Here is a 21,126-nt window from a genome sequence, read left to right as displayed (position 1 = left end):
GCGAAACGACCTAGATAAGTCGGCTGGTCAGCGCGCCTGAAATCCGGGCGAAGAACCGCGACGGCAGGCGCTTGTGATCCTGCAGCACGAAACCCTTGTAGGCCGGATTTCCGAAAAGCTCTTCCATAAGCGGGTCAATATCAATCTTTTGGCATTCCGGCAATCGGGACGCTTGGTGGTGGTGTTTCACCGTTTCCGCTCGCATTCCTTGCACAATTGCCCAATGGCACGACAGAGCATAATCTAGCTGCAGATCAAGGGAACGGCCGGGGAGCGCCGCAATGCCCATCTTCATGGACCGGCATGACCTTGCAGGAGCGACTGCTTCGGATGTTGGCGAAGCACACCGCAAGGACCTCGAAATCCAGGACCAGTATGGGGTGAAATTCCTGACATATTGGTTCGATGAACAGCGGGGCACCGCTTTCTGCCTCATCGATGCGCCCGACAAGCACACAGCCCATTGCGTGCATCGTGACGCGCATGGTCTCGTTGCGGATGACATCGTCGAGGTCGCGCTTTCCGCGGTGGAAGCATTTCTCGGCCGGATCCACGACCCCGAACCGCCCTCGGGCCACTCAAGCGCAGATATCGATTCCGGACATCGAGCGATCATGTTCACCGATATCGTCGGCTCGACCAGGATGACGGAACGGCTCGGCGATCGCATGGCCACGGAATTGGTCAGGGCGCACGATTCCATCGTACGCAGGTGCCTGAACAAATCAGGCGGGCGTGAGGTGAAACACACCGGCGACGGCATCATGGCGGCCTTTGCCTCCACCACGGACGCCATCGATTGCGCTGCCACCATTCAGCAGGAATTCCAGCGGTATAACCAAGGAAATCCGGAGCCGATCCATATCCGGATTGGTCTGGATTGCGGAGAACCCGTCGAAGACAGCAACGACCTCTTCGGTTCAACCGTCCAGCTCGCAGCCCGCTTATGCTCGGCTGCTGCGAGTGACCAGATTCTCGTGTCTGAAAATATCCATCAGACGCATGGCAATCGCGAGGCCTTCGTGCCCGCGAAACGGCGGAAGCTGAAAGGATTTTCGCAGCAAATCCGGATGTTTGAGTGCATCTGGGACCGCTCGAAAGGCATTCAGACCGGGAGTGAAGTACCCACCTCCTAACCCTTCTTCGCGGGTTCGGCCTTTTCCGGATCATCCGGCTTCGGCTTGGTCATTCGTCCGGCCGATCCGCCTTGCTTTCCGCCGGGCTTTTCGTCCCGCTTGTCCTCGCTGATGTCGAATTTCACTTCGACGGCATGCAGCAGCCCAAGCACGATCAGCACCAGCAAGGTGCCGAAGCCGGCGATCTGCCAGAAGCCCAGGCCGGCGGCGAGCCCGATCGCGCCGGCGAGCCACATGCCGGCTCCGGTCGTCAGGCCCTGGACCTCGCCGCGCGAGAAAAGGATGGTGCCGGCGGCAAGGAAGGCGATGCCTGCCGTCACCGCCTCGACGACGCGGATCGGGTCGACCTTGACGGCCTCCTTCATCACTTCGGTGGTAAACATCGGGGCATGCACGATCTCGATCGTGAGCAGCGCAAACATCGCCGACGCGACGCAGATCAGGATGTGGGTGCGCAGCCCGGCGGGCCGGTTGCGCCACTCGCGTTCGAAGCCGATGACGGCGCCGAAGATCGTCGCCAGCAGCAGGCGCGCGACAATCACGGGAAACGATGTGTGGGTGGAATGGCCGAATTCTTCGACGAGTTGTTCCATGAGGTCCCCAAGCTGGTTCGGGCACAAACGTTGTCGAGCGGTGCGGGTTCCCGCAAATCCGTTGCCGGCTCAAAGAATCTCGAACACGAACGCCTTTACGAGAGCGTCGGGTTCGGCAATCGCATAACACCTGAACCAAGGGCTTTCTTCGACCGGGCGCCATTTCTTCGTCCGCTCCAGTTCGTCGAACACTGTCTGGAAGCCGGCGCTTTCGAACACCTGGTCGCGGACGGTGAAGATCGCATGGCCGCCCTTCCTGGTGATGCGCGTTAACTCGTGCAGCCCGGAGGCGGGCGCGTGGCCGATGGTGAAGACGCCGGTGGAGAAGAAGGCGCGGAAATGGCCATCCGGCCACGGCAGCGGCCCGCCGAGTGCTGCCTCCTTCAACTCGCCATAGGCGCCGCGGCTGCCGGCAATCCGCAGCATATCGGACGAGAGGTCGAGGCCGGCGATATCGTCGTAGCCGAGCGTCCTGAGCGACGGTCCCGAAAGGCCGGTGCCGCAACCGGCGTCGAGCAGCGGACCTTCTCCGGACGGTACGTAGCGGGCGATCCAGGCGACGATCAGGAACGGCAGCAGGTAGCCGAGCGACGCGGTTTCGGCGTCATAGGTGGCGGCCCACGCCGCGTAGGCGTCCGCCAGCTCTTTCGGGTCTCTGGCCGTGTAGACCGATTCCAGCGCTGCATTCGCATCTTCCTGGCTCATCTTCCCTCCGGTTTCTGGCCTCAGCCTTTCTGGTGACGCCGCATGCGGCGTTCCAGCGCCCTCAGCGCCAGCGACAGGCTGGCGGTGAGCAGAAGGTAGACGTAGGCGACTATCGAATAGGTCTCGAAGAAACGAAAGGAGCCGGCGGCATAGATCTTGCCCATCTGGGTGATGTCGGCGACGCCCAGCACCGAGACAAGCGAAGAGTCCTTGGTGATGGCGATGAAGTCGTTGCCGAGCGGCGGCAGGATGATGCGGATCGCCTGCGGCAGGACGATGAGGCGGAAGCGCTGGGCGCGGGTTAGGCCAAGCGCCTTCGCCGCCTCGATCACGCCTGGATCGACGGCCAGGATGCCGGCGCGGAATATCTCGCCGATGAACGGCGAGTAGCCGATTGCCAGCGCCACGACGGCGCGCCACAGCAACGACACGTCGCGAACGAGCAGTTCAGTCAGGTAGCCGGCATCGCGCAGCGGCGCGGTGATGAAATTCCAGCCAGCAACGAAGGCCGGGACGCCAGCGAAGGCGATCCAGAAAAGAAGCACCAGTACCGGAATGCCGCGGATCAGCTCGGTGTAGAACCGCGCGCCCTGGCGCAGCCAGATCGAGCCGGAGAGACCGGCGAGCGCGATGCCGAGGCCGATTGCGGCAGCGAGCGCGAAGGCGACGACGGCAACGAAGACCGTCATGCCGATGCCTTGCGCAACGATGGTGAAAACCTGCGCGTAAATCGTACTCGACGCGATGGCGATGGCGACCGCCAGCGCGAAGGCGATGCCTGCAACCAGCCAGTAGGGGAAGTCGGGCTTGACGGCCGTCGCCGACGGGGGTGCTGACATGGCTCAGACGACGGGGCGGAAGTGCCCGCCGCCCCGCATGGTCATTTGAGCAGCGAAAGCCGGCGGTCTCACTGCGCCGGCTTGTAATCGACGAACCACTTCTGGGTGATCTTATCCAAGGTGCCGTCGGCCTTCAGCGCGGCGATGCCGGCGTTGATCGGCGCTGTGAGGTCGGAACCCTTGGGGAAGATGAAACCGAAATCCTCGGCCTGCAGCGGGTCGCCGATCAGTTTCAGCTTGCCGCCTGAGGTCGCGACAAGCGCCTTGCCGCCGGCGCTGTCGGTGAGCACGAGGTCGACGTCGCCGGCTTGTAGTGCCGCGACGGAGGCCGCGAAGGTCTCGAACAGCTTGACGCGCGGGTTCTGTTCATTGCCGTCGAGCACGTTGTAGACGGCAACGTAGAAAGGCGAGGTGCCGGCCTGGGCGCCAACCAGCAGCTTTTCGTCGGCGGCGAAAGCCTTGGGTTCGGCGAAGCGGCTCTCGTCGGCGCGCACCAGCATGAAGATTTCCGAACGCATGTACGGATCGGAGAAATCGACCTTCTCCTTGCGGTCGTCCTTTATAGTGATGCCGGTCATGCCCATGTCGTACTGCTTGTCCGAAACGGCCTGGATCATCGCGTCCCAGGATGTGTTCTGGTACTCGATCTTGAAATTGAGCCGCTTGGAAAGCTCCGCCATGGCGTCATATTCCCAGCCGACAGGCTTGCCGCTTGCCGGGTCAACGAATTGCAGCGGGAAATAGGCGTTTTCCGTCACCACGACGACCGACTTGCCGCCGAGATCCGGCAGCGCCTGGGCGAAGGCGGCGACCGGCAAGAGGACGAGGGCCAGCATGGCGGCGAGCGAAAGCTTCAATCTGTTCATGGCGCGCTCCTGAAACGATCTCCCGGACGCCGGGATTTGCCGTCGACTGTAACGGTCCCGAACACGCTTGCAAGCCGGAGGAATGTCCGAAATGGCGGGAGAGCGGAAATCCGTTTCGCCGGTGGGATCAGCCGGCCTGCGCGGACTGATCTTCAGGCTCGCGCAACGCGCGTGTGAGTCTGGTGAGCGTGCCGTGCAGGTCCACGATTTCGTCCTGCGACAGTGGCAACTGGCAAGACAGCGCCTTGGGGATTTCCTTGGCGCGTTCGCGAAGTGCCGCCCCCGCCGCTGTGGGCTCGATCAGCACCCGCCGCTCGTCGGCCGGATCGCGCTTGCGGTTGACCAGGCCGCCGGCTTCCAGCCGCTTCAGGAGCGGCGTCAGCGTGGCCGAGTCGAGGCCCAGTGCCTCACCGAGCGCACCGACTGTTCGCGGCGCCTTTTCCCACAGGACCAGCATGACCAGGTATTGCGGGTAAGTCAGGCCAAGCGGTTCTAGCAAAGGCCGGTAGAGCCGCGTCACCAGGCTGCTTGCCGAATAGAGCGCGAAGCAGAGCTGGCGGTCGAGCCGCAACAGCTCGCCGCCATCCTGTCTTGCTTCCTTGTCGATCGTTGCGGTCATAGAGCCTTTGCCGTCAGCGCCACATCGATATTGCCTTTGATGGCATTCGAATAGGGACATACTTTGTGCGCCGTTGCCACCAGCGCATCCGCGGTTGCCTGGTCGATGCCTTTGGTTTCGACAGCGAGCGCAACGCCCAGCCTGAAGCCGCCCTGGCCGTCGGGGTGAAGTTCCACGGTTGCGTTGATCGCCGAATCCGACAGCGGAGCCTTTTGCTTGCGGGCCACCAGCGCCAGAGCGCTGCCGAAGCAGGCGGCGTAACCCGCGGCAAAAAGCTGCTCCGGATTGGTTGCGCCGCCCTGGCCGCCGAGTTCCTTCGGCATGGCCAGATCGACGCTCAACAGACCGTCGTTGGATTCGGCATGGCCGAGACGGCCGCCGGTGGCGCGGGCTTGAGTGGAATAGAGTGCGGGCATCGGTGTTCTCCAATATTGATTGTTGACGATTAAATCGCATACGATCTTATTTAAGTCAAGCCAGATTTATGCGGGAGGAAAGTTGACGGGGTAGTGTCAGGAAACGGGTCGGAGGTCGATCGCCAGCAGCTCTTCGTCGTAGAACACGCCATCGATGCAGAGCGCGCTGCGTTCCACGCCGTAGGGCACGAAGCCCATCTTATGGTACATGCGCCGCGTTGCTTCCTGGGCGGTGACGACGCTGCACTGCAGGACACGAACATTGCCGGCAGCCTTGTCGATGATCTGCTGCACGAGCTCGCGACCGACGCCCCGGCCACGAAAATCCGCAAGCACGAAGACGCCCCACATATATGCCTTGTGCTTCTCCTTCAGGCGATTGCTGACCGACAGCCCCGCCGTCCCGACCAGCCGGGTGCCTGCGAACGCCCCGAACGTTACGCTCGGGTCCTGCGGTGCGGCACGCGCAACGAAAAATTCCCGTGGCTGGTCGACTTCTTCCTGGTAGCTGGAGCCGAAGGCTTCCGGTGTGTCCTGAAGGGCTGTCAGCCGCAAAGCGCGAAAAGCGTCGGCATCCACTTCAGTCAGCGGCCTGATTTCCATCGCGGCCTTGGCATCTTTCACGACAGCCTCCGTCATTTCCGCTTCGTCGCACCGATCGAATAAGCCATCGGGATCTTCGGGCAATGGTCGGGCAGGCCGAACATGTCGCCGCTTTCCACGGCAAACGGGAAATGCTGCCAGGAAACCACATCGTGCTCGTTGAGGAAATCGATCGCGAGACCGGCCTGGATCAGCGCGTTGACGACATCGGAGAGCGGATGGATCCATTCGTAGTAGCGGACATGCTTCAAGGTGCGGTCGTCGCCGGTGTAGGTGCGCGGTTCGTCCCAGACGAGCGGTCGTCTTGGCGGCGTTCGCCAACCGAGCTGTAATTCCAGCCGCGCGCCCTTGCGGTCGCACTGGAACATCATCGGATGGCCGTCGGCGAGATAGAGCCGGCCACCCGGCCGCAGCAGGCTGGCTACCACACGGCCCCAGCGGAAAATGTCGTCCAGCCAGTTCACCGCACCCCAGCTGACGAAAACCATGTCGTAGACTTGGCCGAGCGCCTCCACGGCATCGTAGACGGAAGCCTCCACGAACCGCACGTCGGCGCCCGCACTGGCGGCGAAACCACGCGCCGCCGCGATCGCCGCGGGCGAAAAGTCGAGCCCGGTGGCGCTTCCCGCGCCAAGATGTTTCAGGCTGATCGTGTCCAGCCCGATATGGCACTGGAGATGGACGATGTCCTTGCCGGAGATGTCGCCGATCTCGCCAGCCTCAAGCAGATAGAGGCTGGAGCCGCCGGCGAGCACTTTTGCGATGCGGTAGCTGCCGGTCGGATCGGTCGCATGCAGTTGAGCCCGATCGTCCCAATTCAAGCGGTTTGCCGCTGAAAATTCTTCCACTTCACTCTCCCCGAGTCCCCCGAAACCTGCCCCAGAAGATGAAGCCGCACTTTAGGAGTGAAGTTTATTTCGCCGCCCGCTCGGTTTCCACTGCAATCCTTAAGGTTTTTCTAAAATTGCTACTTTCGAAACCTGAAGACCTCACCGCGACGCCTCGGGCAAAGCTCGGCTTCTGGGGCCTCGGCCGCGCAACAAAAAAGGCGGCTCGAAAGCCGCCTTTCCATTCGCCTGACAGCGAAATCTTATTCGGACTTTTCAGCCTCGGCCGCAGCCTTTTCGGCTTCGGCGGCAGCAGCAGCCTTGGCTTCGGCGGCATCCTGCGCTGCCTTCTCGGCGGCCAGGGCTTCGGCCGCGGCGATCTTCTCAGCCTCGATGCGGGCCTTCTCGGCATTCAGCGCATCGCGCTCGGCATCGTTGAGCTTGCGGGCGCGCACGCCGGTATTTTCAGTGATGCGGGCCGATTTGCCGCGGCGGTCGCGCAGGTAGTACAGCTTGGCGCGGCGCACCTTGCCGCGGCGCACGATCTCGACGCCCTCGACCATCGGTGAGAACACCGGGAAAACGCGCTCGACGCCTTCGCCGTAGGAAATCTTGCGGACGGTGAAGTTTTCCTGGAAGCCGGCGCCGGAGCGGGCAATGACCACGCCCTCATAGGCCTGCACGCGGGTGCGGCTGCCTTCGGTCACGCGCACGTTGACGCGCACGGTGTCGCCTGGCTGGAATTCGGGGAGCTTGCGCTTGGCTTCGATCTTGGCGGCCTGCTCGGCCTCGATCTGACGGATGATGTCCATCACAAATACCTCTTCTTGCTTCTCGACAGCCAGAGCGCCCGCGCTTGCCTTGCAGTTCAAAGACCGCGCGGCTATGCCTTTTCTTTCCGGAGCGGTCGGAAGAGGCAGGGGCGAATTCACCGTTCTTATTGACGGGTCCGGTCGATTTTTCTTCCGGTTCGGGCGGGCACATACACGTTTCCCCACCGATTGTCACGCGCGGTTGGCGCTTTTTTCATCGAGCCGGCCGGCAACCCTCGAATAACGCCGAGCGTGCGACTGGCCCAGCCATCGCGGCTTGCATCGACGCCAGCCTCTTTCTAAAGGCCTGTGCATCTCCCACGGACTTCAGCCTAATGCCCTTTCTGGACACAATACTTCTTTTCCTCGCCGGCTTCGTGTCCGGAGCCGTCAACGCCGTCGCCGGCGGCGGCACCTTCATCACCTTCGGCGCCATGTCGCTGGCCGGCATCCCGCCGATCGCCGCCAGCGCGACTTCGGCGGTTACGCAACTTCCCGGCTATATCACCTCGACACTTGCCTACTGGAGCGACATCAAGACCTTCTGGCGCGGTGCGCTGCTGCTTTGCGCCATTTCGGCGGTCGGCGCGCTTGCCGGCTCCATGATCCTGCTGGCGCTGGACAACCCGTCGTTCCGCGTCATGGTGCCATGGCTGCTGATCGCGGCTACCGCACTGTTTGCCGCCGGCCCGTGGCTGAAGCCGAAACCCAAATCGGGCAGCGAGGAATCCGTCGGCTCATTTACCGGGTCGCTGGTGCAGTTCATCACCGCCATCTATGGGGGCTTCTTCGGGGCAGGCATGGGCGTCATGATGCTGGCCAGCCTGGGCCTTACCCAGGCCGGCGACTACCACCGCCTCAATGCCTTGAAAAATATGCTCGCCGTGGTCATCGCCACCATCGCCATCACGGTTTTCGCTTCCGGCGGGGTGATCGCCTGGGGACCAGCCCTGGTGATGGTGCCTAGCGGCGCGCTCGGCGGTTATGCTGGTGTTTGGATTGCCAAGCGCGTGCCGCAGAGTGCCGTGCGCGCTTTCGTCGTCGCCACCGGCGTGTTTCTGGCGATCTATTATTTCGCGACGGGCTGAGCAGGTTTCGCCAAAAGGTCCGGTCGCCGCTCGGCGGTCAGTTTCTCGGCCTCGGCATGCCGCCATCTGGCGATTTTTGCGTGGTTGCCGGAAATCAGCACATCGGGGATCGGTCGCCCCTCGAAATCCTGCGGGCGGGTATAATGCGGGTGTTCAAGCAGGCCGTTCTCGAAACTCTCCTCCTCGCCCGACGCCTCGTTGCCCATGACGCCCGGCAAGAGCCGCACCACCGCGTCGAGCAGCACATGCGCTGCAACCTCGCCGCCGGAAAGAATGTAGTCGCCGACCGAAACCTCTTCCAGGGCGCGCGCCTCGATCACCCGCTGGTCGACGCCCTCGAAGCGTCCGCACAGGATCACCGCGCCCGGTCCTGCGGCGAGTTCGCGCACGCGTGCCTGCGTCAGCGGTTTCCCACGCGGGCTCATCAGCAGCCGCGGACGCAAATCCCCGGCGGGCGAAGCTGCATCGATCGCCCTGGCCAGAATATCTGCGCGCATCACCATGCCGGCCCCGCCGCCAGCCGGCGTATCGTCCACCGTGCGGTGCCGATCCGTGGCGAAGTCGCGTATCTGCAACGTTTCCAGCGACCATGTCCCGGCCTCGAGCGCGCGGCCGGCAAGCGACAGGCCGAGTGCGCCCGGAAACATTTCGGGGTAGAGCGTCAGTACCGTTGCGCGGAAACTCACCGGTTGCCTCCGGCGTCGGCGGGACCACGCGGCCGCCGTTTCGAATTGAAGCCTTGTTCGTCCTGCGAGCCGTCAAAACCGTCGTCCTCATCATCATCGACCAACCCGGCGGCAACGGGATCGATGCGGATGAAACCGGCGCTGACAGCAATCTGCGGCACCGCCGCCGCGGTGAAGGGGATCAGCACGCCCCGGCGAGTACCGAGCGTGACTTCGAGAATGTCGCCGCCGCCGAAATTCTGCACGGCGGTCACCTTGCCGAGCGTCTCGCCGGCGTCGTCCTTCACCGCAAGGCCGACGAGGTCGGCATGGTAGAATTCATCGTCATCGAGCGCTTCGGGCAGCGCCGAGCGGTCGACGAACAGTTCCGTGCCGGTCAGCGCTTCCGCCGCGTTGCGGTCGGTGACGCCCTTGAGCCGGACCACGACGACCGTTCCTTGCGGCCTGATATTGGCGATCTCGAAGACACGCCCGTCTTTGGTGTGAAGCGGTCCGTAGTCCGCCAGGGCTAGCGGGTCGGCGGTGAAGGTTTTCACGCGCAGCTCGCCCTTGATGCCGTGGGCGGCGCCGATCACGGCCATCTGGACAGGATTTTTGGGCTTGGTCATTGCAATTTCACTGGTTGCTAAGATCGATCGGTCCATAGTGACTTATTCAATCGGACGGTCGCTGCCAATGCAGGAATTCCTCATCTCCGCCAGACAGGATCTTCTCGACGCCCGTGCCGAGTGGCTGAAGATGCTCGGCCGCGAGCGGCGGCTGGCGGCGCTGACGCTCGAAGCCTACGAGCGAGATACCCGGCAGTTCTTCCAGTTCCTGACCGGCCATTGCGGTGGTGCGCCTGGCATCGCTGATATCAAGGATCTGCGCACCACCGACCTGCGCGCCTATCTGGCCTTCCGGCGTTCGGGGGGCGCCGGTGCCCGGACACTGGGGCGCGGGCTGGCGGGTATCCGTTCCTTCCTGCGGTTTCTCGAAAGGCGCGGGCTTGCCAATGCGGCGGGGGCGGCGGCACTGCGCGCGCCCAAGCAACCGAAATCGCTGCCGAAGCCGCTGACCGCTGGCGATGCCAGACGCGTCGTCTCGACCGGCGAGCAGCTCGCCGAAGAACCATGGATCGCGGCGCGCAACGCCGCCGTGCTGACACTGCTTTACGGTTCCGGACTGCGTATTTCAGAGGCGCTCGGCCTTCCGGGCGGCGAACTTGCCAGCCCGCGCGACACCGTGCTGCGGGTCACCGGCAAGGGTGGCAAGACACGGCTGGTGCCGGTGCTGCCGGTCGCCTTGCAGGCCGTGGCGGAGTATCGCCGCCTGTGCCCCTATCACCTCGATCCGAAAGGCGTGCTGTTCCGCGGCGCCCGAGGCGGCGCGCTGCAGGCTGCGATCATCCAGCGCGAAATGCAGAAAATGCGCTCCGCCCTCAACCTGCCGGCGACGGCGACGCCGCATGCCTTGCGCCATTCCTTCGCCACGCACCTGCTCGGCCGCGGCGGCGACCTGCGCACCATCCAGGAACTGCTCGGGCACGCCAGCCTGTCAACGACGCAGATCTACACCGGCGTCGACACGGCCCGCCTGCTCGAAATCTACGAAGCCGCGCATCCCAGGGCCTGATTTCTGCCAGCCGAGACAATTCTCGGCCGGAGGTTAACGGTTTTGCCGCTTTTTGCGCCTAGGAATCGCGCCATGAAGCGCGCCATGACCATCGCCGACCGTGCGGCCACCCTGTCGCTGAAGCTGCTCGCGGCGGTCAATGTCCTGTTCCTGATCTCCTTCCTCGCCATGATGGCGCTGGCCACCGGCAAGGCACGCGCCGAACTGCCGACCTGCACCGGCAGCGACATGATGGCGGAAATGGCGAAATCCGATCCTGCCGCGCTTGCCGCGATCCGCGCGGACGCCGAAAAGACGCTGAACGGCAAGGGCCTGCTCTGGAAGATCGAGAAGGATGGGCAGACATCCTACCTGTTCGGCACCATGCACATGACAGATCCGCGCGTGACCAGCCTGACGCCGGCGGCACGCGAGGCCTTCGACGCCTCGGCCACCGTGGTAATCGAGACGACGGACGTCCTCGACAAGACCAAGATGATGGCGGCGCTGATGACGAAGCCGGAACTGACCATGTTCACGGACGGTACCACGCTGACGTCGCTGCTGCCGCCGCAGGAGGTCGACGGCGTCAACAAGGCGCTCGACGCGCGCGGCATTCCACCGGCAAGCGTCGCCAAGATGAAGCCGTGGATGCTGTCGGCGATGCTGGCGCTTCCGGCCTGCGAACTGGCCCGCCAGGCCGGCGGCGCGCCGGTGCTGGACGTCAAGATCGCCGACGACGCGAAGGCCGCCGGGAAATCGATCGAGGGGCTGGAAACCGCGATCAGCCAGCTCGAGGCGATGGCTTCGCTGCCGATGGATTTCCATGTGCAGGGCCTGGTCGATACGCTGAAACTCGGCGACCGTATCGACGACGTTATCGAGACGATGATCGTGCTTTACGTCAATGGCGATACCGGCACCTTCTGGCCGCTGTTCAAGGCGGCTCTGCCGAGCGAAAACCAGGACGAGGCCGGTTATGCCGCGTTCGAAGAAACCATGATCAAGGCGCGCAACAAGACGATGGTCGAGCGGGCCGAACCAATCCTTGCCAGGGGCAACGCCTTCATGGCGGTCGGCGCCTTGCATCTGCCGGGGCCGGAAGGGCTGATCGAGCTGTTCCGCAAGGACGGCTACACGGTGACGCCGGCCGGCTGACTATCGTCGCCGGTCAGAACCTGCGCCAGCATCGCCGGCACGATGAGCCGGTGAAACGGCTTCACCACCGCCAGGTAGGCTCTGCCGAGCAGGTTGTGGGTCTTGACCGCCGTCGAAACGGCCACTTCCTGCCGGCCCGCACCAAGCTCGTTCACGTCGACCACGACGCGGAAATCGAGATGCCTGTCATCGAAACCGAGGACGACGCGGCTTGCCGATTTGCCGACGACGGGAAACAGGCCGATGGCGTCGCGGAATGCGGTGCTGCCGAGTTCGGTTTTCAGCCCGAATGGCCGCACGATGACGTTGCGTATCGCCATCAGGACAGTGATCCAGCCGGGTGTCCGGCCCATTACCCGTCGGGTGGCGCTGACGGCATCGAGGTGGAGGCCGTCGGCGATCAGCCAGTAGCTGTCGGCAAATTGTGCGCCGGCAAGTATCCGATCAGGGTTTGGAAAGGGTATGGAGATCGGCCTCATGCGGACATCTTTCCTCGGATTACCGTATCTTCCATCTGGCATGGAAGACGTACAACGTGGCCAAACGTCGCCGTGAGCGCGGGGCTTTGTTCACGCAAAGCGTGATTTGGCGTGACCTCTCCCCTTCTGTTAGCATTCCAATGTTGCAGCAACAGCGAGGAGATGAGCATGACCAGAATTCTTGTTCTTGCCGCCGCTCTTGGCCTTGGCCTTTCGAGCGCATCGGCATGCGAGTTCCAGCGTTCCGCCAAGGTCGACCAGACGGTCGTGGCGAGCATCACCACCAGCGAAATGCAATCCACGCCGGTCACCGTACCAGTACCGGTCGAGCAACCGGCAACCGCTCCGGCCGATCTGGCCGAATAGATACCATCGCGTTTTTGGCGATGCCTGTGTGCTGACGCACGCAGGCATTTGGTTTGGTCCGTTATCTGTTTCGGGCCGAAATGAAACCGTTTTCCGTTTCGCGCGTTGTGGTGGCAGCGTAACAACGGAGAAACCGCAATGGCCAGCCCTGCCCGCAACACGGATCCCCGTGATCCGCTCAATCCTATTCCTCCAGCGGATGCCGATCCGTTGAACCCAAATCCGTATCCGTCAGCAGCCGATCCACGCAGCGACAACCGGACCGTCGTCCAGACATCGTCTGGCGGCAGCACCGGTGTCCTGATCGCCGCCGTCATCGCGGTGCTTGCCGTCGTGGCCTATTTCATGTTCGCCGGCGGTACCACCACGACAACAGACGAAGCGACGCCGCCCGCAACGACCACGGAACCGGCAACGCCGCCCGCAACGACTGAACCTGCGACGCCTCCCGCGGCGACTGAACCCGCGACTCCGCCGGCAGCGACGGAGCCTGCAACGCCGCCGGCCACCGAGCCTGCGACGCCTCCTGCAGCTACGGAGCCCGCAACGCCTCCTGCCGATGCGCCTGCCCCGGCACCGGATGCGACAGCTCCTGCCGAGCCGGCCCCGGCACCCGCTCCTACGGAACCGGCACCGGCACCGGCTCAGTAAGTCGAGTACGCGTATCTGAGTTTGCGTAAAACAAACGGCCCGCATATGCGGGCCGTTTTGCCTTGTCTGAATGGGTGTCTAGATGTGGATCGGCTTTGCGAACGTCGCCAAAGCGGCTTCCTTGACCGCTTCCGACATGGTCGGGTGTGCGTGACAAGTCCGTGCCAGGTCTTCCGACGAGCCGCCGAACTCCATCAGCACCGCAATTTCGTGGATCATCTCGCCGGCGCCGAAGCCGACAATATGCCCGCCCAGCACCCGGTCGGTCGCCTTGTCGGCAAGGATCTTCACGAAACCATCCGTATGCAGCATGGCGCGCGCGCGCCCGTTGGCGCTGAACGGGAACTTGCCGGCCTTGTATTCGACGCCCGCCTTTTTCAGCTCCTCTTCGGTCTTGCCGACCGAAGCGACTTCAGGGCTGGTGTAGACGACGCTCGGAATGACATCGTAGTTCACATGGCCGGCCTGTCCGGCGATGATCTCCGCCACTGCGACGCCTTCGTCCTCGGCCTTGTGGGCGAGCATCGGCCCGGCGATCACGTCGCCGATCGCGTAGATGCCGGCGACGTTGGTCTTGAGGTGCGCGTCGGTCTTCACCCGGCCGCGCTCGTCGAGCTCGACGCCGGCCTCGGTGAGACCCAGCCCTTCCGTGTAAGGCTTGCGGCCGGTCGCGACCAGAACCACATCGGCCTCGACCTTCTCGGCGCCGCCGCCGGCGACCGGCTCGAACGTCACCGTCGCACCCTTCTTCGATTTCTCGACGCCGGTCACCTTGGCGCCGAGCTTGAATTCGATGTTCTGCTTGGCAAGCATGCGCTGGAACTGCTTGGCCACCTCGCCATCCATGCCGCCGAGGATGGTGTCGAGGTATTCAACCACGGTCACCTTGGCGCCGAGGCGCGCCCAGACCGACCCGAGTTCCAGCCCGATGACGCCGCCGCCGACCACCATCATCGTGGCCGGCACTTTCGCGAAGTCGAGCGCGCCGGTCGATGAGACGATCACCTTCTCGTCGAAGGCGACCTCGACGCCCGGAATGCCGGCGACATCGGAGCCGGTGGCGATGACGATGTTCCTGGTCTCGACCTCCTGGCTCTTGCCGTCCTCGCCGGTGACCGAAACCTTGCCGGCGGCAACGATCTTGCCGATACCGCGCAGCACGTCGATCTTGTTCTTCTTCATCAGGAAATCGAGACCCTTGGTGTTCTGATCGACCGTCTGGGTCTTGTGCGCCAACATCTGCTTCAGGTTGAGTTTCGGCTTGCCGACCTCGACACCCAGCGCCTCGAAGGAATGGCCGGCCTCGGCAAATATCTCGGAGGCATGCAGCAAGGCCTTGGACGGGATGCAGCCGACGTTGACGCAGGTGCCGCCGTGGGTCGGGCGCTTCTCGACCACGGCCGTCTTCAGGCCGAGCTGTGCCGCCTTGATGGCGCACACATAGCCGCCAGGGCCGGTTCCGATGACAACGACGTCGTAAGCCATGAGTAAAATCCTTCTTGCCTGGCGGTCAGCGGCCGCCGCTCGCATTCAGCAGGGCACCCGTTATATAGGATGCCTCATTCGACAAAAGCCAAAGGATCGTTCTTGCGATCTCGTCGGCGGTTCCTTCGCGCTTCATGGGCACGAAATCGCGCATCGCGGCGATGCGGTCCGGCTGGCCGCCGGAAGCGTGGATCTCGGTGTCGATAATGCCCGGCCGGACGGCATTGACGCGGATTCCTTCGGTGGCGACCTCCTTGGCAAGGCCTATGGTGAATGTATCGATCGCACCTTTCGAGGCGGCGTAGTCGACATATTCGCCAGGGCCTCCGAGCACGGCCGCGACGGAGGAGACGTTGACGATGGCGCCGCCTTTGCCGCCGTGCTTCGTCGACATGCGCTTGACCGCCTCGCGGGCGCACAGCAGCGAGCCGATGACGTTGATGCGCATCATGCGCTCAAGCCTGGCGAGGCTCATCTCGTCGATGCGCGCCTTGCGGTCGACGACGCCGGCATTGTTGACCAGTGCATCAAGCCCGCCGAACCGGCTGTCGACCGCCGCGAACATCGCCAGCACGTCGGCTTCGCTGCCGACATCGCCCTTGATGGCAAAGGCCTCGCCGCCCTTGGCCTCGATTGCCTGCACAAGCGTGGCGGCAGCCGTTTCATTGGAGGCGTAGTTGACCGCGACACGATAACCCGCCTCGGCGGCAAACCTGCAAACAGCCGCGCCGATGCCGCGCCCGCCGCCGGTCACCAGAATTGTCTTTCCGCCATCGCTCATTCCTGGCAGCCTTTCAACTGGAAGACATCCCACGGCTCCTTGGTGAAGCCGTTCGCGCCGAAGATCGCCGACTGCCTGAGCGCCGGGCCGAGATCCGGGAAGATCAGCCTTTCGGGCGCTGCCTCATCATGCTTCGGGACGAGGCCGATATTGCCCTGGCCGTCGGCGGTGTAAACCACGCCCTGCCAGAGCGTGCAGGCGGCGAGTTCTTCGCCGGTGACGTCGCCCTCCGGGCATTTGTGCATCAGCATGCCGAGCGACCGCGCCGGCTCGTCCGTCCACATCACGATTCCGTCGAGCAGGACTCCGCTGCCAACCCACATCTTGAATGTGTTGGTGACAGTGGCTGCGTCGCCGTTCGGCCGGAAGTCGATGCCCGCAAGTTCGGCGCGCTCGCCGTAAACAGCAAGCGCCATCGGGCAGGCAGCCTGTGCGGGAAAGGCGGCGGCAAGCCCAATGGCCAGCGCCATGCACCCGGCAACCGACGTCACCCCACGGGAAGCGCCCTTTCTTTCGGGTCGCTCACCGTGGATCGGAACATCCGTCAGACACTGATCGCCGGGCCGTCCATCTGGCATGGTTCTGGATCGCGCTCAGGACATCAATCGCACGAGCATCAGCAATAGCCCGATGATCGATGCAAACCAGATCAAAGTCCGTACCACCGGCGTTCCGGTAGCGTAGACGACGACATAAAGGACACGTGCGACAAGCCACAGCACGGCACCGGTTGCAGCGATGCCGCCGGTCTTTCCCGTGACCGCCAGCGCCAGCACCAGGGCGATGAAGGCCGGATAGGTTTCAAGAAGATTGCGCAACGCACGCGACAGCCGTCCGGCGACGATGCTGCGCGAAACGCGACCTTCGTCGCGCGGGCTGAAAAGATATTTTGGTCCCAGATCGTACGTGGCGCACGCCTGAACGATCACCTGCACGATCAGGAGTGCAACACTCCAGCCCAGAACCCAGATTTCCGTCGATGCGGCTGCTGCTTCCATATGAGCCTCCCTCGGCGGCCCCAAGCGGGCCGCGACTCAGAGATCAAGCACCAAACGCTCCGGATCCTCAAGGCTCTCCTTGACCCGGACAAGGAAGGTCACCGCTTCCTTGCCGTCAACGATGCGGTGATCGTAGCTCACTGCAAGGTACATCATCGGCCTGATGACGATCTGGCCGCCGACCACGACCGGGCGCTCCTGGATCTTGTGCATGCCGAGAATGCCGGACTGCGGCGCGTTGAGGATCGGCGTCGACATCAGCGAGCCGTAGACGCCGCCGTTCGAGATGGTGAAGGTGCCGCCCTGCATGTCGGCGACGGTGAGCTTGCCGTCGCGCGCGGCAAGACCCAGCCGGCCGATCTCCTTCTCGATCTCGGCGATCGACATCTGGTCGGCATTGCGCACCACCGGCACGACAAGACCCTTGTCGGTACCGACGGCGACGCCGATATGGGCGTAGTTCTTGTAGATGATGTCGGTGCCGTCGATCTCGGCATTCACCGCCGGCACTTCCTTCAGCGCGTGCGTCACCGCCTTGGTGAAGAAGCCCATGAAGCCGAGCTTCACGCCGTGCTTCTTCTCGAACACATCCTTGTATTTGGTGCGCAGGTCCATCACCGCCTTCATGTCCACCTCGTTGAAGGTGGTCAGCATGGCGGCGGTCGACTGTGCCTCCTTCAGCCGGCGCGCGATGGTCTGGCGCAACTTGGTCATGCGAACGCGTTCCTCGCGTGACGCATCGTCGGCCGATGACGGCGCGCGCGCCGCGACAGGCGCAGACGCTACTGCTTTCGGCGTCTCCGCCGGCTGCGAGGGCGCGCCCTGCGCGATCGCCTGCAGCACGTCGCCCTTCAGCACCTGGCCGCGCTTGCCGGCGCCGGCGACCTGATCGGCGGAAACATTGCTCTCTTCCAGAAGCTTCGCAGCGGCCGGCGCCGGCGGCATCTCCGTCTTGCCGGCCGGCTTCTTCTCCTCGATCGGCGTATCACCTGCGATCTCGCCGGTCTTCTCGACGGCCTCCTTCACCGTCTCCGCACCGGCGCTGCCTGCCGCCTGTGCCACGGCGTCCGGCTTGGCTTCCTTGGCCGCCGGCTTGGCGGCCGCACCGCCACCCTCGCCGATGGTGCCGAGCAGTGCGCCGAGGCCGACGGTCTCGCCTTCCTTGGCCGAAATTTCGGACAGCGTTCCGGCCGCGGGTGCAGGCACTTCCACCGTCACCTTGTCGGTCTCGAGTTCCACCAGCGGCTCGTCGGCGGCGATGGCATCGCCCACCTTCTTGAACCACTTTCCGATGGTTGCCTCGGAGACCGATTCGCCAAGGGTGGGAACGCGGATTTCGGTAGCCATGGGTTCTCTCTGTCCGTTGTTTGTCTACGGTTAGATCATTCGCCGAGCGCGTCGTCGAGGAAAGCCTGCAACTGGGCAAGATGCTTCGACATCAGGCCCGTCGCCGGTGAAGCCGCCGCCGGCCGGCCGGTGTAGCGGACACGCTGGTGCTTGGCATCGATATGGGCGAGCACCCACTCCAGATACGGATCGATGAACGACCAGGCGCCCATGTTCTTGGGCTCCTCCTGGCACCAAACCATCTCCGCGCCACGGAAGCGCGACAGTTCGGTGATCAGCGCCTTGGCAGGGAACGGGTAGAGCTGTTCGACACGCAGCAGGTAGATGTCGTTGATGCCGCGCTTCTCGCGCTCCTCGTAGAGGTCATAATAGACCTTGCCCGAGCAGAGCACGACGCGACGGATCTTCGAATCCTTCACCAGCTTGATGGGCTGGTCCTTGAGCAGTTGCGCGTCGTCCCACAACAGCCGGTGGAATGAACTTTCGCCCGAAATGTCGGCGATCGTCGACACCGCCCGCTTGTGGCGCAGCAGCGACTTCGGCGTCATGACGATCAGCGGCTTGCGGAAATCGCGCTTCAACTGCCGGCGCAGGCTGTGGAAGTAGTTCGCCGGCGTGGTCGGATAGACGACCTGCATGTTGTCTTCGGCGCAGAGCTGCAGGAACCGCTCGAGGCGGGCCGAGGAGTGCTCCGGTCCCTGTCCTTCATAGCCATGCGGCAACAGGCAGACGAGCCCCGACATGCGCAGCCACTTGCGTTCTCCCGACGAGATGAACTGGTCGAACACCACCTGCGCGCCGTTCGCGAAGTCGCCGAACTGCGCCTCCCACAAGGTCAGCGCGTTGGGCTCGGCCAGCGAATAGCCGTATTCGAAGCCGAGCACCGCCTCTTCCGAAAGCATCGAGTTGATGACTTCGAAATTGGCCTGCGCCGCCGAAAGATTGTTGAGCGGGATGTAGCGTCGTTCGTCGCGCTGATCGTAGAGCACCGAATGGCGCTGCGAGAACGTGCCGCGCTCGGAATCCTGTCCCGAAAGCCGGATCGGATTGCCGTCGAGCAGGATCGAGCCGAAGGCCAGCGCTTCGCCGGTCGACCAGTCGATGCCTTCGCCGGACTCGATCATCTTGCGGCGTGTTTCGAGGAAGCGGCCGATCGTCTTGTGGGCCTCGAAATCGCCAGGCACCTCGGTCAGCTTCTTGCCGAGTTCCTTGAGGATCTTCACCGGCACCGCGGTTTTGCCGCGGCGCTGTTCGTCCTGATTATCGGCGGTCCTGAGACCCGACCAGGCGCCGTCCAGCCAGTCGGCCTTGTTGGGCTTGTACTGCTGGCCGACTTCCCATTCCGATTCGAGATGAGCGCGCCAGTCGGCCTTCATCTTTTCGTATTCGCTTTCCGACAGCAGACCTTCGGCGATCAGCTTGTCGGCATAGATCTGTCCCGTCGACCGCTGGGTGCGGATCTTGCGGTACATGATCGGTTGGGTGAATGCCGGTTCGTCGCCTTCGTTGTGGCCGAAGCGGCGGTAGCAGAACATGTCGACGACCACCGGCTTGTGGAACGTCATGCGGAATTCCGTCGCCACCTTGGCAGCGTAGACCACGGCTTCCGGATCGTCGCCGTTGACGTGGAAGATCGGCGCCTCGATCATCTTGGCGACATCCGACGGATAGGGCGACGAGCGCGAGAAACGCGGGTTGGTGGTGAAGCCGATCTGGTTGTTGATGATAAAGTGCAGCGTGCCCGCGACGCGGTGGCCGCGTAGGCCCGACAGGCCCAGAATCTCGGAGATGACGCCCTGGCCGGCGAAGGCGGCATCACCGTGCAGCAGGAGCGGCAGCACTTTTGCACGCTCCTCGAGCGGCACCTGTTCCTCGCGCTTGCGGCCGAAAAGCTGGTCCTGCTTGGCGCGCGCCTTGCCCATCACCACGGGATCGACAATCTCGAGGTGCGAGGGGTTGGCGGTCAGCGACAGGTGCACCTTGTTGCCGTCGAACTCGCGGTCCGAGGAAGCACCCAGATGGTACTTCACGTCGCCCGAGCCTTCGACGTCGTCGGGTGCGTAGGAGCCGCCCTTGAACTCGTGGAAGATGGCGCGATGCGGCTTGGCCATCACCTGGGAAAGCACGTTCAGCCGGCCGCGATGCGCCATGCCGAGCACGATCTCCTTCATGCCCATGGCGCCGCCGCGCTTGATGATCTGCTCGAGCGCGGGGATCAGCGATTCACCGCCGTCGAGGCCGAAACGCTTGGTACCCTTGTACTTCACGTCGATGAACTGCTCGAAGCCTTCGGCCTCGACCAGCTTCTGCAGGATCGCCTTCTTGCCGGGCGCGGTGAAGGCGACGCCCTTGTCCTGCCCTTCGATGCGTTCCTGGATCCAGGCCTTCTCCTTCGGATCGGAGATGTGCATGAATTCGACGCCAAGCGTCGAACAATAGGTTCGCTTCAGGATATCCAGCATCTCGCGGATGGTGGCGTATTCGAGCCCGAGCACCTTGTCGATGAAGATGCGGCGGTCGTAATCCTCCGCCGTGAAGCCATAGGCCTCCGGCGACAGTTCGTTGTAGTCCTCGAGCGGCTTGGCAAGACCGAGCGGATCGAGCGCGGCGTGCAGGTGGCCGCGCATGCGGTAGGCGCGGATCATCATGATGGCGCGTACCGAATCGCGCGTTGCCCGAAGCACATCGGCATCCGAAATGACGGCTACGCCGTTGGTCGCCTTTTCCTTGAGCTTCTTCTCGAAATGCTTCTCGACGCCGCCCCAGTCGCCATCCAGCGCCGAAACCAGTTCGCCATTGGCGACCACCGGCCAGTTGGGCTGCGTCCAGGACGCGCCTTCGGCATTCTTCTTCACATCGGCGGCATCGTCCTGCAACGCGCCGAAGAAATCCTGCCACTCCATGCCGACCGAGGACGCGTCCTCCTTGTAGCGGGCGTAGAGATCCTCGATGTAGTCGGCATTGCCGCCGTAGAGGAAAGAGGTGAGGGAAAACTGGTCGTTGGCCTGATCTTGTCGTGCCATTCTCATGTCGGAGTTTTGGGCTCCGTCTCCTTTATCAGAAAGTGAGTAGCGAATA

At 63.4% G+C, this 21,126-nt stretch carries 25 protein-coding genes; 6 read left to right on the top strand and 19 right to left on the bottom strand.

The annotated features are described in order from the left end of the window. Positions 1–10: 10 nt before the first annotated feature. Complete coding sequence (locus OHD58_RS04135) at positions 11–295, bottom strand: hypothetical protein (protein ID WP_263802760.1); 285 nt, start codon at positions 293–295, stop codon at positions 11–13. On the opposite strand from OHD58_RS04135, the gene OHD58_RS04130 reads away from it, so the two are divergent. After that, positions 282–1,136 (top strand): nickel-binding protein, encoded by an 855-nt coding sequence (locus tag OHD58_RS04130; RefSeq protein ID WP_263801797.1) that lies wholly within the window; start codon positions 282–284, stop codon positions 1,134–1,136. The two genes, OHD58_RS04135 and OHD58_RS04130, sit on opposite strands and share 14 nt — an antisense overlap. Here the strand turns inward: OHD58_RS04130 and OHD58_RS04125 are convergent. From OHD58_RS04125 to rplS, 9 genes are all read right to left on the bottom strand, one after another. Beyond that, positions 1,133–1,729: an MgtC/SapB family protein gene (locus OHD58_RS04125; RefSeq protein WP_263801796.1), complete on the bottom strand. Its 597-nt coding sequence runs from the start codon at positions 1,727–1,729 to the stop codon at positions 1,133–1,135. The two genes, OHD58_RS04130 and OHD58_RS04125, sit on opposite strands and share 4 nt — an antisense overlap. A gap of 69 nt (positions 1,730–1,798) precedes the next feature. Then, complete coding sequence (locus OHD58_RS04120) at positions 1,799–2,434, bottom strand: class I SAM-dependent DNA methyltransferase (RefSeq protein ID WP_263801795.1); 636 nt, start codon at positions 2,432–2,434, stop codon at positions 1,799–1,801. Positions 2,435–2,454: 20 nt separating this feature from the next. Further along, the gene (locus tag OHD58_RS04115; RefSeq protein ID WP_263801794.1) at positions 2,455–3,273 is read right to left on the bottom strand and encodes an amino acid ABC transporter permease; all 819 of its coding nucleotides are present in this window, start codon (positions 3,271–3,273) and stop codon (positions 2,455–2,457) included. Positions 3,274–3,341: 68 nt separating this feature from the next. Next, the gene (locus tag OHD58_RS04110) at positions 3,342–4,139 is read right to left on the bottom strand and encodes a transporter substrate-binding domain-containing protein (RefSeq protein ID WP_263801793.1); all 798 of its coding nucleotides are present in this window, start codon (positions 4,137–4,139) and stop codon (positions 3,342–3,344) included. A 127-nt stretch (positions 4,140–4,266) separates the two neighbouring features. Continuing rightward, entirely contained in the window at positions 4,267–4,758 is a 492-nt protein-coding gene (locus OHD58_RS04105) for a MarR family winged helix-turn-helix transcriptional regulator (RefSeq protein WP_263801792.1), read from the bottom strand. Next, on the bottom strand, positions 4,755–5,174 hold the full coding sequence (locus OHD58_RS04100) for an organic hydroperoxide resistance protein (protein ID WP_263801791.1): 420 nt from the start codon (positions 5,172–5,174) through the stop codon (positions 4,755–4,757). The genes OHD58_RS04105 and OHD58_RS04100 overlap by 4 nt, the downstream gene beginning before the upstream one ends. Positions 5,175–5,270: 96 nt before the next feature. Beyond that, positions 5,271–5,798 carry a GNAT family N-acetyltransferase gene (locus OHD58_RS04095; RefSeq protein ID WP_263801790.1) on the bottom strand — a complete coding sequence of 176 codons (528 nt, stop codon included), beginning with the start codon at positions 5,796–5,798 and terminating at the stop codon, positions 5,271–5,273. An 11-nt stretch (positions 5,799–5,809) separates the two neighbouring features. Next, a complete protein-coding gene (locus tag OHD58_RS04090; protein ID WP_263801789.1) occupies positions 5,810–6,625 on the bottom strand; it encodes a class I SAM-dependent methyltransferase in 816 nt (271 codons plus the stop codon). 242 nt (positions 6,626–6,867) lie between these two features. Further along, positions 6,868–7,416 carry a 50S ribosomal protein L19 gene (gene rplS, locus OHD58_RS04085; RefSeq protein WP_263801788.1) on the bottom strand — a complete coding sequence of 183 codons (549 nt, stop codon included), beginning with the start codon at positions 7,414–7,416 and terminating at the stop codon, positions 6,868–6,870. A gap of 335 nt (positions 7,417–7,751) precedes the next feature. Here rplS and OHD58_RS04080 point away from each other — a divergent pair, with 335 nt between their 5' ends. Next, positions 7,752–8,504, top strand: coding sequence for a sulfite exporter TauE/SafE family protein (locus OHD58_RS04080; protein WP_263801787.1), 753 nt, complete (start codon positions 7,752–7,754; stop codon positions 8,502–8,504). Here the strand turns inward: OHD58_RS04080 and trmD are convergent. Next, the gene (gene trmD, locus OHD58_RS04075; RefSeq protein WP_263801786.1) at positions 8,486–9,190 is read right to left on the bottom strand and encodes a tRNA (guanosine(37)-N1)-methyltransferase TrmD; all 705 of its coding nucleotides are present in this window, start codon (positions 9,188–9,190) and stop codon (positions 8,486–8,488) included. The genes OHD58_RS04080 and trmD overlap by 19 nt on opposite strands. Continuing rightward, positions 9,187–9,798: a ribosome maturation factor RimM gene (gene rimM, locus OHD58_RS04070; RefSeq protein WP_263801785.1), complete on the bottom strand. Its 612-nt coding sequence runs from the start codon at positions 9,796–9,798 to the stop codon at positions 9,187–9,189. The genes trmD and rimM overlap by 4 nt, the downstream gene beginning before the upstream one ends. A 67-nt stretch (positions 9,799–9,865) precedes the next feature. Between rimM and OHD58_RS04065 the strand changes: the two genes are divergently transcribed. After that, positions 9,866–10,804: a tyrosine recombinase XerC gene (locus tag OHD58_RS04065; RefSeq protein ID WP_263801784.1), complete on the top strand. Its 939-nt coding sequence runs from the start codon at positions 9,866–9,868 to the stop codon at positions 10,802–10,804. Between the two features lie 72 nt (positions 10,805–10,876). Next, positions 10,877–11,941, top strand: coding sequence for a TraB/GumN family protein (locus OHD58_RS04060; protein WP_263801783.1), 1,065 nt, complete (start codon positions 10,877–10,879; stop codon positions 11,939–11,941). Here OHD58_RS04060 and OHD58_RS04055 read toward each other — a convergent pair. After that, positions 11,917–12,420 (bottom strand): DUF2867 domain-containing protein, encoded by a 504-nt coding sequence (locus OHD58_RS04055; protein WP_263801782.1) that lies wholly within the window; start codon positions 12,418–12,420, stop codon positions 11,917–11,919. The two genes, OHD58_RS04060 and OHD58_RS04055, sit on opposite strands and share 25 nt — an antisense overlap. Positions 12,421–12,588: 168 nt before the next feature. Between OHD58_RS04055 and OHD58_RS04050 the strand changes: the two genes are divergently transcribed. Continuing rightward, positions 12,589–12,786 carry a hypothetical protein gene (locus OHD58_RS04050; RefSeq protein ID WP_263801781.1) on the top strand — a complete coding sequence of 66 codons (198 nt, stop codon included), beginning with the start codon at positions 12,589–12,591 and terminating at the stop codon, positions 12,784–12,786. A gap of 138 nt (positions 12,787–12,924) precedes the next feature. Next, the gene (locus tag OHD58_RS04045; protein ID WP_263801780.1) at positions 12,925–13,437 is read left to right on the top strand and encodes a hypothetical protein; all 513 of its coding nucleotides are present in this window, start codon (positions 12,925–12,927) and stop codon (positions 13,435–13,437) included. Between the two features lie 78 nt (positions 13,438–13,515). Here the strand turns inward: OHD58_RS04045 and lpdA are convergent, their stop codons facing one another. The 6 genes from lpdA to OHD58_RS04015 all read right to left on the bottom strand — a co-directional run bounded on the left by lpdA (position 13,516) and on the right by OHD58_RS04015 (position 21,071). After that, positions 13,516–14,922: a dihydrolipoyl dehydrogenase gene (gene lpdA / locus OHD58_RS04040; RefSeq protein WP_263801779.1), complete on the bottom strand. Its 1,407-nt coding sequence runs from the start codon at positions 14,920–14,922 to the stop codon at positions 13,516–13,518. A 25-nt stretch (positions 14,923–14,947) separates the two neighbouring features. Further along, positions 14,948–15,703, bottom strand: a complete 756-nt coding sequence (locus OHD58_RS04035; RefSeq protein ID WP_263801778.1) for an SDR family oxidoreductase — start codon at positions 15,701–15,703, stop codon at positions 14,948–14,950. After that, positions 15,700–16,173 carry a hypothetical protein gene (locus OHD58_RS04030; RefSeq protein WP_263801777.1) on the bottom strand — a complete coding sequence of 158 codons (474 nt, stop codon included), beginning with the start codon at positions 16,171–16,173 and terminating at the stop codon, positions 15,700–15,702. Before OHD58_RS04030 ends, OHD58_RS04035 begins: the two co-directional genes overlap by 4 nt. Positions 16,174–16,296: 123 nt before the next feature. Continuing rightward, positions 16,297–16,701, bottom strand: coding sequence for an MAPEG family protein (locus OHD58_RS04025; protein WP_263801776.1), 405 nt, complete (start codon positions 16,699–16,701; stop codon positions 16,297–16,299). Between the two features lie 36 nt (positions 16,702–16,737). Beyond that, positions 16,738–18,048, bottom strand: coding sequence for a 2-oxoglutarate dehydrogenase complex dihydrolipoyllysine-residue succinyltransferase (gene odhB / locus OHD58_RS04020; RefSeq protein ID WP_263801775.1), 1,311 nt, complete (start codon positions 18,046–18,048; stop codon positions 16,738–16,740). A gap of 35 nt (positions 18,049–18,083) precedes the next feature. Next, positions 18,084–21,071: a 2-oxoglutarate dehydrogenase E1 component gene (locus OHD58_RS04015; RefSeq protein ID WP_263801774.1), complete on the bottom strand. Its 2,988-nt coding sequence runs from the start codon at positions 21,069–21,071 to the stop codon at positions 18,084–18,086. Between the last annotated feature and the right edge of the window lie 55 nt (positions 21,072–21,126).

Source organism: Mesorhizobium sp. ZC-5 (assembly GCF_025753855.1).
Classification (GTDB): Bacteria; Pseudomonadota; Alphaproteobacteria; order Rhizobiales; family Rhizobiaceae; genus Neomesorhizobium.
This window is presented reverse-complemented; position numbering and strand designations above follow the sequence as displayed.

Excerpts from the sequence above, each read along its gene's own strand:
- OHD58_RS04130 (WP_263801797.1), top strand. The coding sequence starts at position 282 with ATGCCCATCTTCATGGACCGGCATGACCTTGCAGGAGCGACTGCTTCG.
- OHD58_RS04135 (WP_263802760.1), bottom strand. The coding sequence starts at position 295 with ATGAAGATGGGCATTGCGGCGCTCCCCGGCCGTTCCCTTGATCTGCAG.
- OHD58_RS04125 (WP_263801796.1), bottom strand. The coding sequence starts at position 1,729 with ATGGAACAACTCGTCGAAGAATTCGGCCATTCCACCCACACATCGTTT.
- OHD58_RS04120 (WP_263801795.1), bottom strand. The coding sequence starts at position 2,434 with ATGAGCCAGGAAGATGCGAATGCAGCGCTGGAATCGGTCTACACGGCC.
- OHD58_RS04115 (WP_263801794.1), bottom strand. The coding sequence starts at position 3,273 with ATGTCAGCACCCCCGTCGGCGACGGCCGTCAAGCCCGACTTCCCCTAC.
- OHD58_RS04110 (WP_263801793.1), bottom strand. The coding sequence starts at position 4,139 with ATGAACAGATTGAAGCTTTCGCTCGCCGCCATGCTGGCCCTCGTCCTC.
- OHD58_RS04105 (WP_263801792.1), bottom strand. The coding sequence starts at position 4,758 with ATGACCGCAACGATCGACAAGGAAGCAAGACAGGATGGCGGCGAGCTG.
- OHD58_RS04100 (WP_263801791.1), bottom strand. The coding sequence starts at position 5,174 with ATGCCCGCACTCTATTCCACTCAAGCCCGCGCCACCGGCGGCCGTCTC.
- rplS (WP_263801788.1), bottom strand. The coding sequence starts at position 7,416 with ATGGACATCATCCGTCAGATCGAGGCCGAGCAGGCCGCCAAGATCGAA.
- OHD58_RS04080 (WP_263801787.1), top strand. The coding sequence starts at position 7,752 with ATGCCCTTTCTGGACACAATACTTCTTTTCCTCGCCGGCTTCGTGTCC.
- rimM (WP_263801785.1), bottom strand. The coding sequence starts at position 9,798 with ATGACCAAGCCCAAAAATCCTGTCCAGATGGCCGTGATCGGCGCCGCC.
- OHD58_RS04065 (WP_263801784.1), top strand. The coding sequence starts at position 9,866 with ATGCAGGAATTCCTCATCTCCGCCAGACAGGATCTTCTCGACGCCCGT.
- OHD58_RS04060 (WP_263801783.1), top strand. The coding sequence starts at position 10,877 with ATGAAGCGCGCCATGACCATCGCCGACCGTGCGGCCACCCTGTCGCTG.
- OHD58_RS04055 (WP_263801782.1), bottom strand. The coding sequence starts at position 12,420 with ATGAGGCCGATCTCCATACCCTTTCCAAACCCTGATCGGATACTTGCC.
- OHD58_RS04050 (WP_263801781.1), top strand. The coding sequence starts at position 12,589 with ATGACCAGAATTCTTGTTCTTGCCGCCGCTCTTGGCCTTGGCCTTTCG.
- OHD58_RS04045 (WP_263801780.1), top strand. The coding sequence starts at position 12,925 with ATGGCCAGCCCTGCCCGCAACACGGATCCCCGTGATCCGCTCAATCCT.
- lpdA (WP_263801779.1), bottom strand. The coding sequence starts at position 14,922 with ATGGCTTACGACGTCGTTGTCATCGGAACCGGCCCTGGCGGCTATGTG.
- OHD58_RS04035 (WP_263801778.1), bottom strand. The coding sequence starts at position 15,703 with ATGAGCGATGGCGGAAAGACAATTCTGGTGACCGGCGGCGGGCGCGGC.
- OHD58_RS04030 (WP_263801777.1), bottom strand. The coding sequence starts at position 16,173 with ATGGCGCTGGCCATTGGGCTTGCCGCCGCCTTTCCCGCACAGGCTGCC.
- OHD58_RS04025 (WP_263801776.1), bottom strand. The coding sequence starts at position 16,701 with ATGGAAGCAGCAGCCGCATCGACGGAAATCTGGGTTCTGGGCTGGAGT.
- odhB (WP_263801775.1), bottom strand. The coding sequence starts at position 18,048 with ATGGCTACCGAAATCCGCGTTCCCACCCTTGGCGAATCGGTCTCCGAG.
- OHD58_RS04015 (WP_263801774.1), bottom strand. The coding sequence starts at position 21,071 with ATGGCACGACAAGATCAGGCCAACGACCAGTTTTCCCTCACCTCTTTC.